We start from the raw sequence: 16,286 nt of genomic DNA, 5'->3' as shown, positions 1-16,286 counted from the left end.
CGCATGCCTCTGAAATGCGGAATGACGATGAGCGGGCGGATCAGGTCCGCGCGTGCGAGAACACCATGCAGACGGGGCTGCCCGATTTTTCGACGAAGCCGGTGGGTGCGAGGCGGCCCGTTTGCGCGTCGATCGCGAGCGCGACGATGGTGTCGCTGTCCTCGTTGAGCGCGTACATGAAGCGTCCGTCGGGCGTGCTCGTCATGAAGCGCGGCGTCTTGCCGAGCGTCGGTTCTGCGCTCACGAAACGCAGATGGCCGGTCGACGCGTCGATGCGGAACACGGCGATGCTGTCGTCGCCGCGATTCGAGGCGTAGACGAAGCGGCCGTTGCGATCCACCTCGATTTCCGACGCGCGGCTGTTGCCCGTAAAGGTGTCGGGCAGGGTCGACAGCACCTGCAGCGGCGTGAGCGCGCCGGTGTCGGCGTCGTAGCGGTAAGCAGTGACCGTCGAATCGAGTTCGTTGACGACCCAGGCATATTCGCCGCCCGGATGGAACGCGATGTGGCGCGGTCCCGCGCCTTCGCGCGATTCCACGAAGGGCTGCGCGGCGGGCGTGAGCGTGCCGTTGTCGAAGCGGAACGCGAACGTGCGGTCGAGGCCCTTGTCCGGGACGATCACGAAGCGGCCGCCCGGACCGAACGGGTTGAAGTGCGGCTTGGCCTGCTTCTGTTCGATGCGGTGCGGGCCGATCGGGCCGTCCAGATGCACGAGTTGCGTGAGCGGTTCGAGCGAACCATCGGCGGCGATCGGCAGCACGGCCAGGCTCGCGCCGATGTGATTCGACACCACCACGTAACGGCCGCCCGGATCGATCGCGAGATGCACGGGGTTCTTGCCCCCGGTGCTCTGGCGGTTCAGAAACGTGAGCTTGCCGGTGGCCTTGTCCACCTTGAACGCGCTGATGTCGCTGAGATCGCCGTGCACGGTATAGAGCCGTTCGCCATCGTGCGAGAGCGCCAGAAACGACGGGTTGACGAGATCCTTGACGAGTTGCACGAGCGTGAGCGCGCCGGTCTGGGCATCGACCTGATACACGCTGATGCCATCGCCGCGGGCGTTGCGTTCGCGCGTGGTGCGCGAGCCGACATAAGCAAACATGGGGTTCATTCCTTTTAAAACGCGTGGGCCAGAGGCCGTTTCAGCGGAGAAAACCGGTCGCGGCGCGCTGCCCGTCAGCGCCATCGCACCGAGCGCCGCGCCCGCCTGGACGAGCCGGCGGCGCTTCGTATTCAAGCGCGCAGCAGAGGCGTCGCGGCCGGATTTTTCCATGCTTGTCTCCAGATTGTTATGTTTGGGGTTTTCACTATGATTGCATTTTGTCCTGGAAAAGTGCAAAAATACAGTCATGGAAAACACTGACACCCCACTGACCGGCCACCTCGACGTCGCCGGGGCCCGCTTGCGCTTCGTCGATCTGCCGGCGATGTTCGGCGCGAAGCTCGGCGAGCTGCCCGTCGTGCTGCGCCTGCTGCTCGAAAACGTCATCCGCAACATGGACGGCGACGAGCGCCGCGCGGCCGTCGACGCGATCCTCGCGTGGCGCGAGCGCGGCACGAGCGAGCACGAAATCGCGTATCAGCCCAATCGCGTGCTGATGCACGACACGACCAGCACGCCCGCGCTCGTCGATATCGCCGCAATGCGCGACGCGCTCGCCGAAGCCGGTGCCGATCCGTCCGCGCTCAATCCGGTGCTGCCGGTCGATTCGTCGGTGGATCACTCGCTCGCCGTGGAATATTTCGGGAAGCTAAACGCTGCGCCGAAGAATCTCGCGCTGGAACTGCGCCGCAATGCCGAGCGCTATCGCTTCCTGCGCTGGGCCTCGCAGGCGCTCACGGGCGTGCGCATCCATCCGCCGGGCACGGGCATCATGCATACGATCAACCTGGAGCAGCTGGCGACGGTGGTCACGCGCGTCGAGCGGGAAGGGGAAACGTGGGCGGTGCCCGACACGATGATCGGCACGGACAGCCACACGCCGATGATCAACGGCATCGGCGTGCTCGGTTGGGGCGTGGGCGGTCTCGAAGCGCAGACGGTGATGTTCGGCATGCCGGTGATGCAGCGCATTCCCGACGTGATCGGCGTGCGACTCACGGGCGCGCTCAAGCCCGGCGTGCTCGCGACCGACCTCGCGCTCACGGTCACGCAGCGGCTGCGTGCGATTGGCGTGTCCGGCGAATTCGTCGAGTATTTCGGGCCGGGCGTGGCGACGCTGACGGCGGGCGAGCGCGCAGTCGTGGCGAACATGGCGCCGGAGTACGGCGCGTCGACGGGCTTCTTCGCGGTGGACGCGCACACGCTCGATTACCTGCGCGCCACGCGTCGCAGCGAAGACGCGATCCGGCTCGTCGAGGCGTACACGCGCGCGGCGGGTCTGTGGTTCGATCCCGAGGCCGCGCCGCGCTACACGCGCACGATCGAGATCGATCTGGCGTCGATCGGCATGCACGTGGCCGGGCCGCGCCGTCCGCAGGATCTGCTCGATTACACGATGCTGCCCAAGGCGCTCGCGAAATTCGACTTCGTGCCGACAACACCGCACGCGCAGCCCCCACGCATGCCGCGTCATCCCGTGGCGATCGCCGCCATCACGAGCTGCACGAACACATCCGATCCCGCCTTGCTGATCGCCGCCGGGCTGGTGGCGCGCAAGGCGCGCGCGAAAGGGCTGAACGTGCCCGCGTGGATCAAGACATCGCTCGCGCCGGGTTCGCCCGCGGCCGCCACGTATCTCGCGCGCGCCGGTTTGATCGACGACCTCGCGGCCGTGGGTTTCGATATCGTCGGTTATGGCTGCACGACCTGCATCGGCAATTCGGGGCCGCTCACGGAGAGCGTGCGCGCGGCGCAGGCCGAGGGCCGCATTTATCCCGTCGCGGTGCTCTCGGGCAACCGCAATTTCGCGGGCCGCATTCATCCCGATCTCGATCTCGGCTTCATCATGTCGCCGCCGCTCGTGATCGCGTTCGCGCTGGCGGGCAACGCCGAAATCGATCTGAGCCGCGAGCCGGTGCAGACCGCCGCCGACGGCACGCCGGTCTATCTGCGCGATCTCTGGCCCACGCGCGAGGAAGTGGCCGCGCTCGTGGCGCAATCGGCCGATCCCGAGGATTATCCGCGTGCGTTCGCCGTGGCGAGCCGCAATCCCGCGTGGCACGACCTGGAAGCGCCGTCTTCGGCGCGCTTTCCGTGGGACCCGAAATCGACGGCCTTGCGCCGCCCGCCGTTCGCCGCCGCCGATCAGGGCAGCCAGCTCGGCAGCTATCGCGCGTATCCGCTGCTCGTGCTCGGCGACGACATCACCACCGATCACATTTCGCCCGCGAGCGCGATTCCGAAAGACAGCTTCGTGGCGGACTTCCTCGTCTCGCGCGGCGACGATCGCGACGATCTGAACGTGTTCGCCTCGCGGCGCGGCAATTGGGAAGTGATGATGCGCGCGGCGTTCTACAACAAGACGCTCGTGAACCGCCTGAAGCCGGGCATGCCGGTCGCGCACACGCTGCACGTGCCGAGCGGCGACGTGCTGCCGATCTTCGAGGCCGCGCAGCGTTACGCCGAGGCCGGCGATCCGGTCGTGCTGATCGCGGGCGAACGCTACGGCACGGGCTCGTCGCGCGACTGGGCCGCGAAGGGCCAGCGGCTGCTCGGCATCCGCGCGGTGCTGGCCGCGAGCTTCGAGCGCATCCATCGCTCGAACCTCATCGGCATGGGGATTCTGCCGCTGCGTTTCGCGCCTGGCACCCATCCCGATACGCTCGCGCTCCAGCCGGGTGATATGCTCGACGTTCAGGCGGATGCCGCGACGCTCGCGCCGCGCTGCGCGGTGCCGGTGCGCATCGTGCGCGCCGATGGCCGCATCGAATCGATCGACGTGCGCGCCGCCGTGGAAACGCAACTCGAATGCAGCTTGCTGCGCTCGGGCGGCGTGATTCCGCTGATCCTGCAAAACACACTCGCAACAGGGGGCCGCTGAACGAAGCCCCGACGTTGCGCGGCTGGCTGAATGAGATGATCGACCGATCCATTGCGACGCAAATTATCGACCTGATTCGTACCGAAGGCATGGAGGCCGGCGCGCATCTGCCCGCGCAGATGCTGGCCGACCGCCTGCGCGTTTCGCGCTCGCCCGTGAACGAAGCGCTTGCGCTGCTGCACGAGAAGGGCGTGCTCACGCGCGAGAAGAATCGCGGCTTTTTCGTGGCGCGGCCGGTGCTCGATTCGCTGTCCGATGTGGTGGACGAACTCGGTCTCGCCGAAACCGACCTTGTGACGCGCGTGTATTTCCAGATCGCCGACGACCGTCTCAAGGGCGAGCTGCCCGATACCTTTTCCGAGCAATTGATCCGCACGCGCTACGGTCTCACGAGCGGACAACTGAACGCCGTGCTCGGCCGCATCGCGCAAGAGGGCTGGGCCGAGCGCAAGCCGGGTTACGGCTGGGAGTTCTCGCCCATGCTGACGACGCCGGACAGCCTGCTCAAGTCCTATCGTCTGCGTCTCGCGCTGGAGCCGGCCGCGCTGCTCGAACCGGGCTACAAGCTCGATCGCAAGGTGCTCGAACGCTGCCGTGAAGTCGAAAAGCATCTGCTGGCGGGCGGCATCGAAACGGATACCGCCGATCAGCTGCACGAACGTGGCGTGCGATTCCACGAGTCGCTGGTCGAAGCGTCGGGCAACAGTTTTTTCATCGACACGATCCGGCGCGTGAATCGCGTGCGCCGTCTGCTTTCGTATCGCTCGATGCAGCATCGCGAGCGCTATGTCGAGCACGCGAAGCAGCATCTTTATGTGCTCGAACTGCTCGAGCAGGAGCGCAACGAAGAAGCCTCCGAGGAATTGCGTCAGCATTTGCTGCATACGCTCGACGCGCTGTCGAACATCCGCGAAATTTTTGAACCCTGAATCGACGCCCGGCACGCGGCGTTGCACCCACACCATGACTATCGATCCCGCTGTCGTTCAAGCTTTTGCACCCACGGGCGTGTTGCGCGCGTCCATCAATCTCGGCAATCCGATTCTCGCGAATCGCGATCCGGCCACGGGCGAACCGTTCGGCGTGTCCGTCGATCTCGCGCGCGATTTCGCCGCGTATCTGGGCGTGCCGCTCGAACTCGTGGTGTTCGATGCGGCCGGCAAATCGGTCGAGGCGGTGAGCGACGAGCGCGCGGATTTCGGCTTCTTCGCGGTCGATCCCAAACGCGGCGAGACGATTGCGTTCACCGCGCCCTATGTGCTGATCGAAGGGTTCTATCTCGTGCGCGACGATTCGCCGGTTCGCAGCAACGCCGAGGTGGACGCGCCGCACAATCGCGTCGCCGTGGGCAAGGGCAGCGCCTACGATCTGTTCCTCACGCGCGAGCTGAAAGCCGCGCAGATCGTGCGCGCGCCGACGTCGCCGACCGTCGTGCAAACCTTCATCGAACAAGGGCTCGAAGTGGCCGCGGGGGTGAAGCAGCAATTGCAGGCCGATGCGCGCCAGATTGGCGGCCTGCGTTTGCTCGACGAGCGCTTCATGGTGATCCGCCAGGCGATGGGGGTGGCGAAAAGCCGTGGCGAGCAGGCCGCCGCCGTGCTCGCGGATTTCGTCGAGCAAAAGAAGGCGTCGGGCTTTGTCGCCGAGGCGCTGGCGCGGCATGGGATCGAAGGGGCGTCGGTGGCGCCCGCGGCCTGAACACGCGAGCGCCTTTCGTCCTTCAATCTGTCGATCGATCAATCGATCAATCGGCCTGAACGGCTCGCGCCAATGTCGTTGTCGACGCAACGACAAGCGGGCGAGACTCCGCGATCTCATCGCTGATCAGTGTGGCGACCGCTTCTGCCGTCGCCGCCGACAGCGTCCAGCCCAGATGGCCGTGGCCCGTGTTGTAGAACACGTTGCGCTGCCTGCCTCGGCCGACTCGGGGCAACATGCCCGGCAGCATGGGCCGCAAGCCCGCCCACGGAATCACGCGCGACGTCGAGATCGACGGGAAATGCGTGCGCGCCCAGCGCACCAGCGGCTCGATACGGTCCGAGCGGATGTCGCGATTCGCGCCGTTGAGTTCGGCAGTGCCCGCAATCCGAAAGCGATCGGCGCCCAGGCGGCTCGTGACGATCTTCGCGGCGTCGTCGAGCAGGCTGACCCACGGCGCGGCCTCGCGGCTCGCCGGATCGTCGAGGCACACGGTAATCGAATAGCCCTTCACCGGATACACGTTGACGTGGTCGCCGATCTGCGCGGCGAGCGCGCGGCTGCCCACGCCCGCGCAGATCACCACGCGATCGAACGTTGAAACGGCAGGCAGCGCATCGCGCACCGTGGCGATCGAGACCCCGGCGTTGTCCGCATCGTCAATCGACTGCACCGTGGTGTCGTAATGAAACTCGACGCCAAGCCGTTCGCACGCCAGTGCCAGGCCGCGTGTGAACTTATGAATGTCGCCAGTCGAATCGGATTTGGTAAAAAAGCCGCCGTGGAAATCGCCTTGCAGCGTCGGCTCGATCGCGCCTATTTCCTCCGGCGTGACCGCGCGCCGATCGAGTCCGCCTTCGCGCAACAGCGCATTCACTTTCGTGGCCGACTCGAATTCCTTTCGCGTTGCATAGAAGTGCAAAATACCGCGCTGCTCGTGATCGAATTCGATCGACTCGCGTTGCGCAATCGAAAACAGATGTTCGCGCGCGGCAATCGCGAGACGCACGGTTTCAATCGTATTGCTGCGGTAATTCGGAATCTGGCGCAGAAACTCGCCGATCCAGCTGTACTTGTGCCAGCTCGGGCGCGGGTTCATGAGCAGCGGCGCGTCGCGCCTGAGCATCCAGCGCAGGCCCTTGAACACGGTGGCGCGGCTGTTCCAGACTTCCGCATTGCTCGCGGAAAGCTGGCCGCCGTTCGCGAACGAGGTTTCCATCGCGGCGTAGCGGTGACGATCGATGACGGTGACGTGATGGCCGCGCCGTGCGAGCGCATAGGCGGTGGTGACGCCGGTAATGCCGGCGCCGATAACGGCGATTCGTGACATGACATGGTCCAGTGTGCATCGCTGCGCGCAGTGATTGCGTTAGGCATCGCCGGCCGATTGCAACCGGCGCCGATGCCCCATCTGTCCATGTACCTGAGAGTTTCGCCCGCGCGTTGAATGGGCGCGTGGCTCCCCTTCGGTGGGCGCCATCGCGATGATGCGCCGCTCTCCAGATGTTCCGGCTGCGTGGTCCTTTTGCCTGAGAGTTTCCGGGGCGGTTGCTCCGTCGGCGTCGTTCCGGTCGAACGATCTCTCCCATGCAGCGTGTGCGAACGCGTCAAGATTAGCCGCGCACCGCGCGCACGGCAACCGCTTTTTCAAAATTCGCTCTGCGATGTTTTGCATGAGGGTTTTGCCGGATTGAATGCGGCGAACCCAAAAAAACCGCGTGGCGTTGCGGTTAAACTGCGATCTGCCTTCCCGTTCTTCTTCCATTGTCCAAATATGAAACTGCATCAACTGAGAGCGCTTGCCGTCGTGGCGGAAACCGGCAGCATTCTCGAAGCGTCGCGCGTGCTGCACGTCACGCAATCGGCATTGAGCAAAGCGCTCAAGGAACTCGAAGGGCAGGTGGGCGCGACGCTGTTCGTGCGCTCCAGCAAGGGTGTTCAGCTGACCGCTTCGGGGCAGCGTCTCGTCGGCCATGCGCGGCTCATCAGCGAAAACGTGCGCCGCGCGCGCGACGACATGGAGGAGATGAAGGGCAACGCGGTCGGCGACATCAGCATCGGCGTGACGCCAGTGACCGCGCTGCTGCGTCCGCTCGCCGATTGTCTTTCGGCCTTCCGGCGCGATTATCCGCAGGCGCGTTTGCGTCTGCTGGAAATGCGGCCGAACCAGTTGCTCGAACAGGTCCGCGAAGGCACGCTCGATTTCGCCTTGAGCTCGCAGCGCATGGCGCCCGACAGCCTGCTCGACTGCACGCCCGTGCTGAACATGGCCACGCTGGTGGCGGCGCGCAAGGGGCATCCGCTGAGCGGCGAGCGCTCGCTGGCCGCCTTGCGCGAGGCCGAATGGATCGTGCTCGATCCGCTCGCGGACGCGAGCACGCCCTTCGTGCATCTGTTCGCCGATCACGGCCTGCCCTTGCCCGCGCGCGTGATCGAATGCTCGTCGATGTCGCTCGCGCTGGCGATGTGTTCGCAGATGGACACGCTCATCCTGCTCTCGGCCGAATCCACGAGCAGCCGTTTCATGCGCGAAACGATGGACTTTTTCGAACTCGCCGAGCCCTTGCCCGCACGCGTGATTTCGCTCGTGACGCGCGATCGTCATACGTTGCCGGGTTCGGCGGAACGCCTGCACGACGCCATCGCCGCCGCGTTGCGCGATTACGACCCGACGCGCCCGCACACGCTCAAACCGTGAGCCGCTATAACCAGACGTCAATGGATTGAAAATCCGTCACTTGTCGCGTGGATTTTGGCAACAAACACTGGTTTCCGGTGACGCACGCCGCTATCCGATCGCTCCGACAAGAGGACGTCAATGAACGAAATGCCCCACGCGCTGAACGACGGCGTGTCCGCCATGAGCCACACGTTGAATTCGGCCGAACCCGTCCGACGCGCGCCCACGCGCCGCGCCATCGTTGCCGCCGCGATCGGCAACGGGCTGGAAATGTACGACTTCACGCTGTACAGCTTCTTCGCCGTGACCATCGGCAAGCTGTTCTTTCCGGGCGGCAACGCGCTCACGTCCTTGCTGCTGTCGTTCGCGACATTCGGCGCCGGGTTTCTGATGCGCCCGCTCGGCGCGGTCATCATCGGCAATCTCGCGGATCAGCGCGGACGCAAGGCGGCGCTCACGCTGACCATCGCGCTGATGACGGCCGGCACCGCATTGATCGCGCTGACGCCCAGCTACGCGAGCATCGGTGCGAGCGCAACGATCATGGTGGTGCTCGGACGCCTGTTGCAAGGGCTCTCGGCGGGCGGCGAGATCGGCGCGGCTTCCGCGTTGCTGATGGAGTCGGGCAGCAAGGCGCGCCGCTGCTTTTTCGTGAGCTGGCAAGCGGCGACGCAAGGCGGCGCGGCACTCGCAGGCGCGCTCGCGGGCGTCGCGGTGTCCGCATCGCTGTCGCCCGAGGCGCTGCAAGCGTGGGGCTGGCGTCTGCCGTTCCTGCTCGGTCTGTTGATCGCGCCGGTCGGCCTGTATATCCGCAGGCATCTGGAAGAAACCCACGCGAGCGCAAAACCTTCGGCGCGCAACGGCGTGGGCGCGGTGATGCGCGAACACGCTCGCACGCTCGTAATCGGCACGTTTCTGATGACGAGCACGACGTCGTCGATGTACGTGATCGTGTTTTATATGCCGACCTATCTGGTGCGCACGCTGCACATGCCGCCGGTGACCGCGTTCGCGGCGACCTGCGTGTCGGGTCTCACGATGCTGGTGCTCGCGCCCATCTTCGGCCGTTTCGCCGATAAACTGCCGCGCCGCAAGCCGCTGCTGATCGCCAACAGCCTGCTCTCGATGTTGATTGTGATTCCTAACTTCACGCTGCTTTCGTCGGGAGCCGGGCTGCCGCTCGTGATGCTCTGCGTAGCGATCTCCGGCACGCTGATGTCGATCGGCACCGGCGCGGGCACGGCGATGATGATGGAAGCGCTGCCGCGTCATCATCGCGCGACCGGCATGTCGATCATGTACAGCTTCGGCGTGACGATCTTCGGGGGCTTCGCGCCGCTCGCCGTCACCTGGCTCATCAGCGCGACCGGCAGCCGAATGGCGCCCGCGGGCTATCTGCTCTGCGCGTCGCTGATCAGCTTTATCGCGCTTCTGCTTTATCCGAGCCATCCGGGCCGCGATTGAATCCGCTTGCCCGCCGTATCGACATTCCCACGACTCGACCCACTGCCATGAATCAGCGCGATCCTGTTCCCGCCGCTCTTGCGGCTTCGGCGGAGCGTTTTGCCGCGATCCGCCATCGCATCCACGCTCATCCCGAACTCGGCGCCGACGTGCCGGATACCGCCGCGCTCGTCGCGCAACTGCTGACCGAATGGGGCTACGACGTGCATACCGGCATCGGCGGTCACGGCGTGGTCGCCCAGTTGAAAGTGGGCGAGGGCACGCGCCGGATCGGCCTGCGCGCGGACATGGACGCGTTGCCGATGCAGGAACGCACCGGCCTGCCTTACGCGAGCACGATCGATGGCCGCATGCACGCGTGCGGTCACGACGGCCACACGGTGACGCTGCTCGCCGCCGCCGACTACCTCGCCGCCACGCGCGCCTTCGACGGCACCTTGAACCTCATTTTCCAGCCCGACGAAGAAGGCCTGAGCGGCGCGCTCGCGATGATGAACGATGGCTTGTTCGAGCGCTTTCCGTGCGATGCCGTCTATGCGTTTCACAACGCGCCGGGCCTGCCGGTCGGCAAGGCGGTCGTGCAGGCCGGGCCGCTCGGCGGCTCGTCCGATCGCGTAACGGTGACGTTTCGCGGCAAGGGCGGACACGGTGCGATCCCGCATCGTGCGGTCGATCCCACGCTCGCGCTCTGCATGACAGTGGTGGCGTTGCAGGGCATCGTCTCGCGCAACGTCGCGCCCGTGGATGCGGGCGTCATCAGCGTGGGGCAGATCGCGGCGGGCAGCACGTATAACGTGATTCCCGAAACGGCCACGCTGAAACTCACCGTGCGCGCGACCGTGCCCGCCGTGCGCGATCTGCTCGAAGCGCGCATTCGCGCGGTGGTCGAGCATCAGGCGATGTCGGCGGGCGTGCAGGCGGAGATCGTCTACGAACGCATGGTCCCGGCGATCATGAATACGCCCGCCGAAGCGCAGATCGCGCGCGCGGCGATCGCGAGCGTGCTGGGCGCGGACAAGGTGATTCAGGTGCCGCCTTCCACGCAGATGGGCAGCGAGGACTTCGCCTGGATGCTGGAGCGCATGCCGGGCTGCTATTTCTCGCTGGGCAACGGCACGGGCGAGTGGGTCGGCTGCTCGCTGCACAACGACGGTTATGACTTCAACGACGCCGTGATTCCGATTGGCGCGGCCTGTTGGGTGGCGCTCACTGAAGCGTATCTGCGTAACGATCGATAGCAGAACTCGCGCGAATTTTTTCGAATTCGCGCGCGGCAATTGATTCGGATATCGAAATAATTATAAATCGTGGAAACTGGAGCTCTTTTCATGCGGAATCGCGCAGTCGCAGTGACGATGGGAATGATGATGACGGGCACGCTTGCGAGCGTGGCGCACGCGCAATCGAGCGTCACGCTTTACGGCGTCGCCGACGTCGGCATGGTGTTCAATTCGAACTCGGGCGGCAAGCCTCAATATGCGCTCGCGAGCGGCAACGCGAGTTCGAGCGTCTGGGGGATCAAGGGAGCCGAGGATCTGGGCGGGGGACTATCGGCGATATTCACGCTGGAAAACGGCTATAGCGCGACCTCGGGGACGATTTCACAGAACGGCACGTTCTTCGGGCGGCAGGCGTTCGTCGGGCTGTCGGGCAATGCAGGCACGCTTACGTTGGGCCGCCAGTATTCGAGCGCTTACTGGTACACCGGCTATCTCACGGCGGGCGGCAGTTGGGCGGCGTCGGGCGCAGGCTACGGCGCGCATCCCGGCGACGTCGACAACCAGGACACGTTCGCGCGCGTCAACAATGCAGTCAAATACACGACGCCGCCTTTCCACGGCTTCGCGCTATCGGGCATGTACGCGTTCGGCAATCAGGCCGGATCGATGGCCACCAACCGTATCGTCGCGGTGGGCGCCGGTTTTGTGCGCGGACCGCTGAAACTGGGCGTCGGTTACCAGGACGCCGACCGGCCGAATTATTCCTTCTTCGGCAACAAGGCAAACGACAGCGCCACCGCGAACAATATCTACAGCCCGGTTTATGCGGGCTTCGCATCGGCGGGCACGCAGAAGATTTTCTCCGCCGCGGCGGCTTATACGATCGACCGGACGACACTGGGCCTCGCGTATAGCAACACGCGCTTCACGGATCTGGGCACGGTGGCCGTGACGGGGCTCACGGCGGCCGAAAAAGCGTTTCGCGGCACGGCGACGTTCAATATCGGCGAGGCGAATCTGAAGTTTCAGCTGAGCCCCGCGTTGATGCTGGGCGCGGCGTATTCATATACGCAGAGCAGCGGCGTGACGCACGCGCATTATCACCAGGTGGATCTGGCGCTCGACTATGCGTTGTCCAAGCGCACCGATCTCTACGCGATGGCGTTTTATCAGCACGCGTCCGGGACGGATTCGCGCGGATTACCGGCGGTGGCTGCGCTCGGCGGCGTGAGCGCTTCGCGCAGCGACAATCAAACGCTCGTGACGGCGGGTATTCGGCACCGGTTTTGAACACGATCAGGCGGGCCGCAGCGCGCGGTCCAGATCGCCGAGCAAGCGGTCGATCGCCGAGCGATTCGGCTTGTAGTAGACCCAGTTTTTGATCTTCTTCGACGTCACCAGATCCGCCGCCGCCAGCGCCTGCATATGCGTGGTCACCGTGGGCTGACTCAAGCCCGTCTTCTCGGTGATGAAACTGACGCAGACCCCATCCTTCACCAGATCGGCGTCCCGCTGCGGCGGGAAGTGCTTTTCCGGCTCGGTGAGCCAGATCAGTATCGTCAGCCGGTGGCGATTCGAAAGCGCGTTCAGCGCTTCTTGCAACTGGACCTCATCGAAGGTGTCCTTTTTCGGCATGGCTTGAATTTTTCCTCCACGTTTTCCTTGACTCGTCCGATCTATATTGTAGTCTATCTATATAGATATTTATCGATATAGAAAGCACGAGGCGACGATGACGACGAACGCCATGACGTCTGCAAGCACTCAGTCGATCGCGCGCACGATCAGCGTGGCCGTCGTCTTTACGCTGTTCGTGGCGGTGGTGTTCGGCTTTGGGCTCTATCTGTTTGCGCTCGTGGTGCCGGTGATGCGCCAACGGCTCGGGTTCGACTATACGGCGATCGGCCTCGTCACAGGCGGGGCGCAGACCGCGTATCTCGTCGCGGCGCTGGTTTGTCCGCGCCTCGTCAAACGTTACGGGGCGGGGCAGGTCATCGTGGGTGCGGTCGTTGCGGCGGCGCTGCTGTTGCTGCTGGTCGCGCAGGTCCAGAACGTTCTGTCGGTTGGGCTCGCTCTCGCGGGCTTGGGCGCGACGGCGGCGTTCATGATGATCCCGACCGTCGGTGCCATCTCGGAGACGGTTCCATTCGATTACCGGTCGCGTGTGAACGGCCTCGTATCCAGCGGGACGGCCTACGGGCAGTTCGCGAATGGCGTGCTGGTGGCGCGGCTCCTGCCGGAGCATGGCTGGCGCTCGATCTGGATCGTGGCGGGCTCGGCGTCGCTCGTCATCGCGCTTGTCGGGCTGCTTGCGCTGCGCGTTTTCGCACCGCAGGTTTTCGTCCGCGAGGCGCCGCCGCGCGCGGAGCATCGCTCTGCATCCGGCGGCGTGTGGCGGCTCGTGACACGTCCCAACGTCACAGTCTGGATGCTGCTGGCATTGAGCGGCATGGCCTGCGGGCCGTGGCAAAACTATCTGTCGAGTTTTCTGGCCGATGAGCGGCACCATTCGCTCGACATCATCGGCCAGGTCTGGTCGACGATCGGCGTGGTCGGGCTGTTCAGCGGATTCGCGGCGGGCATGGCGGCGGACAAGGCCGGTGTGCGGATCGCGCTCGCGTTTTCGTTCGCGGCGCTGGCCGGCTCCGGTCTGCTGATCGCGTTCCATGCCGAAGTCTGGCAACTGCGTGCCGCCGCCGTGTGCTTCGGCCTGTCGTTCTACGCGATTTACGGCCTCATTCCCGCCTATATCAGCAAGACGGTCGATGCGATGGCCGCGACCGCCGTGTTTGCCGTGGCCAATGTGCTGCTGGGCCTGGGCACGACAGTGGGCAACGTGCTGGGCGGCCATTTTCCGGGCTGGCTGGGATCGCTCAACGCGGTCTTTATCACCGCGTCGGCGCTGGCCTGCGTGGCGATGTTGCTGACGGCGACGCTTCGCGACGAACGAACGGCCGCCGCCCAAAACAACGTCAAGCCTTCCTGACAAACTCCGACTTCAAGCTCATCGCGCCAAAACCGTCGATCTTGCAATCGATATCGTGATCGCTGTCCACGAGGCGGATATTTTTCACCTTGGTGCCCATCTTGACCACGCCGCCCGAGCCCTTGAGCTTGAGGTCCTTGATGACCGTGACGGTATCGCCGTCCTGGAGAATATTGCCCGCCGAATCGCGATACACCTTCGCCGCCGCTTCGGCGGGCGCGCTGGCTTCGCCCGACCATTCATGCGCGCATTCGGGGCAGATGAACATGCCCGCGTCTTCGTAGGTGAACGCGGAATTGCATTTCGGGCAGGGCGGCAAAGTGCTCATGGGGATTCCTTGGTGCGTGAAGCAGGGCAACGAAAGCGCGCAAGTATACCGCGCCCCGCCGCGTGCCTGCCTGTGTTTGCCCTTGCCGCGAGCCTCAAAAAATCGAGCGGCCGATGCGCGTCGTCAACCATTCGAGCGCCAGTGAGCCGACCGCCGAGTTGCCCGTCGCATCGAGTCCCGGCGACCACACGCACACGGCGAACTCGCCCGGCAGCACCGCGACGATGCCGCCGCCCACGCCGCTTTTCGCGGGCAGGCCCACGCGATAGACGAAATCGCCGGCCGCATCGTACGTCCCGCAGGTCAGCATCAGCGCCGAAAGCCGCTTGGCCGAACTCGCGTCGAGCACGCTGTCGCCGCTCGCGGGCGACACGCCGCCGTTGGCGAGAAAGAGCGCGGCGCGCGCGAGTTCCACGCAGCTCATCTCGATCGCGCATTGACGGCAATACGCGTCGATCACCGTATCGGCGGGCATTTCCAGATTGCCGAAGCTGGCGATGAAATGCGCCATCGCGCGATTGCGCTCGGCGTGCGCGAGTTCCGATTGCGCGACGCGCAGATCGTAGCCGATGCCCGCTTCGCCCGAGAGCCGCCGCACGAAATCGACGAGCGCGGTTTCGGCCTGCACGAAGCGGCGGCACAGCACGTCGGTGACCACGAGCGCGCCCGCGTTGATGAACGGATTGCGCGGCTTGCCCGCTTCGAATTCCAGCTGCACGAGCGAGTTGAACGCCGTGCCCGACGGTTCGCGGCCCACGCGTTCCCAGAGCGCGTCGCCGAGCAGCTGGAACGCCAGCGTGCAGGCGAACAGCTTCGAGATGCTCTGGATGGAGAAGCGCACGTCGGCGTCGCCGGTGCGGTGGACCTGGCCGTCGACGGTGACGATCGCCATGCCGAAATGATCGGCGCGGACCTTGGCGAGTTCGGGGATGTAATCGGCGACGCGGCCCGAGCCGAGATGCGGTTGCAGGTCGCGGCGGATCGCGTCGAGGATGGGCGTGTAGTTCATGGACGTCGCGGGCAAGGGCGAGGAGCGAAGGGCGGCGCGCAGACGTTCATCAGTGCGCGCCGCAGTCCCGCCGATTGTAGCGGCTCCGGCATTTTTGGCCGCTGCGTTCGTGTGTGCGTGCGCGTCGTGCGCGCGTTTATCGACGCTCGCGAGACGATGCGGCTGCGTTTGTTACGCCGCGTCGCCCTTCATCTCGCGCAGATGCTTGTAGACGGTCGCGCGCCCCATGCCCAGCACCTTCGCCACGTAATTCGCCGAACTCTTGCCCTTGAACGCGCCTTCGGCATGCAGCGCCTCGACCAGCTCGCGCCGATGCTCGCGCGTGAGCGAATTGAGCGCCACCTGACGCTCGCGCAGCCAGCCGTGCAGGAAGGTGTTGATGCGCTCCTGCCAGTCGTCCTTGAACAGCTCCTCGGGCTGCGCGATCACGCCCGCGCCGCGCAGGAACAGATCGAGCGTCGCCTGCATGTCCTCGAACGCCGCGATGTTCAGGTTGATGCACATGACGCCCGCGGCGCGGCCCTCGTCGTCGAATAGCGCGGTGCTCACGCAGCGCATGCGGCGGCCGTCCCAGTTCACTTTCTCGTAGGGGCCGAGCAGCTTGTTGCGCGTGGTCTCCTCGATGTCTTCGAGCGCGGAGTCGTCGCCGATCTCGCGCTTCGAGAGATTGTTCGAGAGATACGCCACGGTCTGATCCGCGAGATCGTGGATCACGACTTCCGCGAACGGGAAGAACAGCGTCGTGATGCTGTCCGCGACGTGCGCGTAGCGTTCGAGCAGACGCGCGCGCGTGTCCGGCGTGCTGGCGGCACGGGGCGGGCGGGACGCGGCGGACTTCGCGGAATCTTTCTTCGGCATCGGTGCGGACCTGTGGCGGCAATGAAGCGGCAATGAAGCGGCAGTGAAGGTGACGTGAAG

14 protein-coding genes and 1 riboswitch are annotated in these 16,286 nt (G+C 65.1%); of the genes, 8 read left to right on the top strand and 6 right to left on the bottom strand.

The window, feature by feature from the left end; translation table 11 throughout:
• Positions 1 to 40: 40 nt before the first annotated feature.
• Positions 41 to 1,102 carry a lactonase family protein gene (locus U4Y88_RS04880; protein WP_321782622.1) on the bottom strand — a complete coding sequence of 354 codons (1,062 nt, stop codon included), beginning with the start codon at positions 1,100 to 1,102 and terminating at the stop codon, positions 41 to 43.
• Positions 1,103 to 1,349: 247 nt separating this feature from the next.
• On the opposite strand from U4Y88_RS04880, the gene acnA reads away from it, so the two are divergent.
• Genes acnA through U4Y88_RS04865 form a run of 3 tightly spaced genes read left to right on the top strand, consistent with a single transcriptional unit; the run spans position 1,350 to position 5,681 of the window.
• On the top strand, positions 1,350 to 3,983 hold the full coding sequence (gene acnA / locus U4Y88_RS04875) for an aconitate hydratase AcnA (protein WP_321782620.1): 2,634 nt from the start codon (positions 1,350 to 1,352) through the stop codon (positions 3,981 to 3,983).
• Between the two features lie 35 nt (positions 3,984 to 4,018).
• A complete protein-coding gene (locus tag U4Y88_RS04870; protein WP_224009206.1) occupies positions 4,019 to 4,912 on the top strand; it encodes a GntR family transcriptional regulator in 894 nt (297 codons plus the stop codon).
• Positions 4,913 to 4,946: 34 nt separating this feature from the next.
• Entirely contained in the window at positions 4,947 to 5,681 is a 735-nt protein-coding gene (locus tag U4Y88_RS04865; RefSeq protein WP_321782618.1) for an ABC transporter substrate-binding protein, read from the top strand.
• Positions 5,682 to 5,727: 46 nt separating this feature from the next.
• On the opposite strand, the gene U4Y88_RS04860 is transcribed toward U4Y88_RS04865, so the two are convergent.
• On the bottom strand, positions 5,728 to 7,011 hold the full coding sequence (locus U4Y88_RS04860; protein WP_321782616.1) for a D-amino acid dehydrogenase: 1,284 nt from the start codon (positions 7,009 to 7,011) through the stop codon (positions 5,728 to 5,730).
• 177 nt (positions 7,012 to 7,188) lie between these two features.
• Positions 7,189 to 7,279, bottom strand: a riboswitch (glycine riboswitch).
• A gap of 176 nt (positions 7,280 to 7,455) precedes the next feature.
• On the opposite strand from U4Y88_RS04860, the gene U4Y88_RS04855 reads away from it, so the two are divergent.
• The 4 genes from U4Y88_RS04855 (at position 7,456) to U4Y88_RS04840 (ending at position 12,335) form a co-directional block, all read left to right on the top strand.
• Positions 7,456 to 8,379 (top strand): LysR family transcriptional regulator, encoded by a 924-nt coding sequence (locus U4Y88_RS04855; RefSeq protein ID WP_321782614.1) that lies wholly within the window; start codon positions 7,456 to 7,458, stop codon positions 8,377 to 8,379.
• A 120-nt stretch (positions 8,380 to 8,499) separates the two neighbouring features.
• Entirely contained in the window at positions 8,500 to 9,825 is a 1,326-nt protein-coding gene (locus U4Y88_RS04850; RefSeq protein ID WP_321782612.1) for an MFS transporter, read from the top strand.
• A gap of 47 nt (positions 9,826 to 9,872) precedes the next feature.
• The gene (locus tag U4Y88_RS04845) at positions 9,873 to 11,063 is read left to right on the top strand and encodes a M20 aminoacylase family protein (RefSeq protein WP_321782610.1); all 1,191 of its coding nucleotides are present in this window, start codon (positions 9,873 to 9,875) and stop codon (positions 11,061 to 11,063) included.
• A 90-nt stretch (positions 11,064 to 11,153) separates the two neighbouring features.
• Entirely contained in the window at positions 11,154 to 12,335 is a 1,182-nt protein-coding gene (locus U4Y88_RS04840) for a porin (protein ID WP_321782608.1), read from the top strand.
• Positions 12,336 to 12,341: 6 nt separating this feature from the next.
• On the opposite strand, the gene U4Y88_RS04835 is transcribed toward U4Y88_RS04840, so the two are convergent.
• Entirely contained in the window at positions 12,342 to 12,680 is a 339-nt protein-coding gene (locus U4Y88_RS04835; protein ID WP_224009192.1) for an ArsR/SmtB family transcription factor, read from the bottom strand.
• Positions 12,681 to 12,777: 97 nt separating this feature from the next.
• Between U4Y88_RS04835 and U4Y88_RS04830 the strand changes: the two genes are divergently transcribed.
• A complete protein-coding gene (locus tag U4Y88_RS04830) occupies positions 12,778 to 14,031 on the top strand; it encodes an MFS transporter (RefSeq protein ID WP_321782606.1) in 1,254 nt (417 codons plus the stop codon).
• Here the strand turns inward: U4Y88_RS04830 and U4Y88_RS04825 are convergent.
• From U4Y88_RS04825 to U4Y88_RS04815, 3 genes are all read right to left on the bottom strand, one after another.
• On the bottom strand, positions 14,018 to 14,359 hold the full coding sequence (locus tag U4Y88_RS04825; protein ID WP_321782604.1) for a zinc ribbon domain-containing protein YjdM: 342 nt from the start codon (positions 14,357 to 14,359) through the stop codon (positions 14,018 to 14,020). The genes U4Y88_RS04830 and U4Y88_RS04825 overlap by 14 nt on opposite strands.
• A gap of 94 nt (positions 14,360 to 14,453) precedes the next feature.
• Positions 14,454 to 15,368, bottom strand: coding sequence for a glutaminase (locus U4Y88_RS04820; RefSeq protein WP_310633152.1), 915 nt, complete (start codon positions 15,366 to 15,368; stop codon positions 14,454 to 14,456).
• 171 nt (positions 15,369 to 15,539) lie between these two features.
• A complete protein-coding gene (locus tag U4Y88_RS04815) occupies positions 15,540 to 16,226 on the bottom strand; it encodes a transcriptional regulator (RefSeq protein WP_321782602.1) in 687 nt (228 codons plus the stop codon).
• Between the last annotated feature and the right edge of the window lie 60 nt (positions 16,227 to 16,286).

It is taken from the genome of Paraburkholderia sp. J94 (assembly GCF_905220285.1).
GTDB lineage: Bacteria > Pseudomonadota > Gammaproteobacteria > Burkholderiales > Burkholderiaceae > Paraburkholderia > Paraburkholderia tropica_A.
Note: the sequence above shows the minus strand (reverse complement) of the source record. Positions and strands in the feature narration are given on the sequence as shown.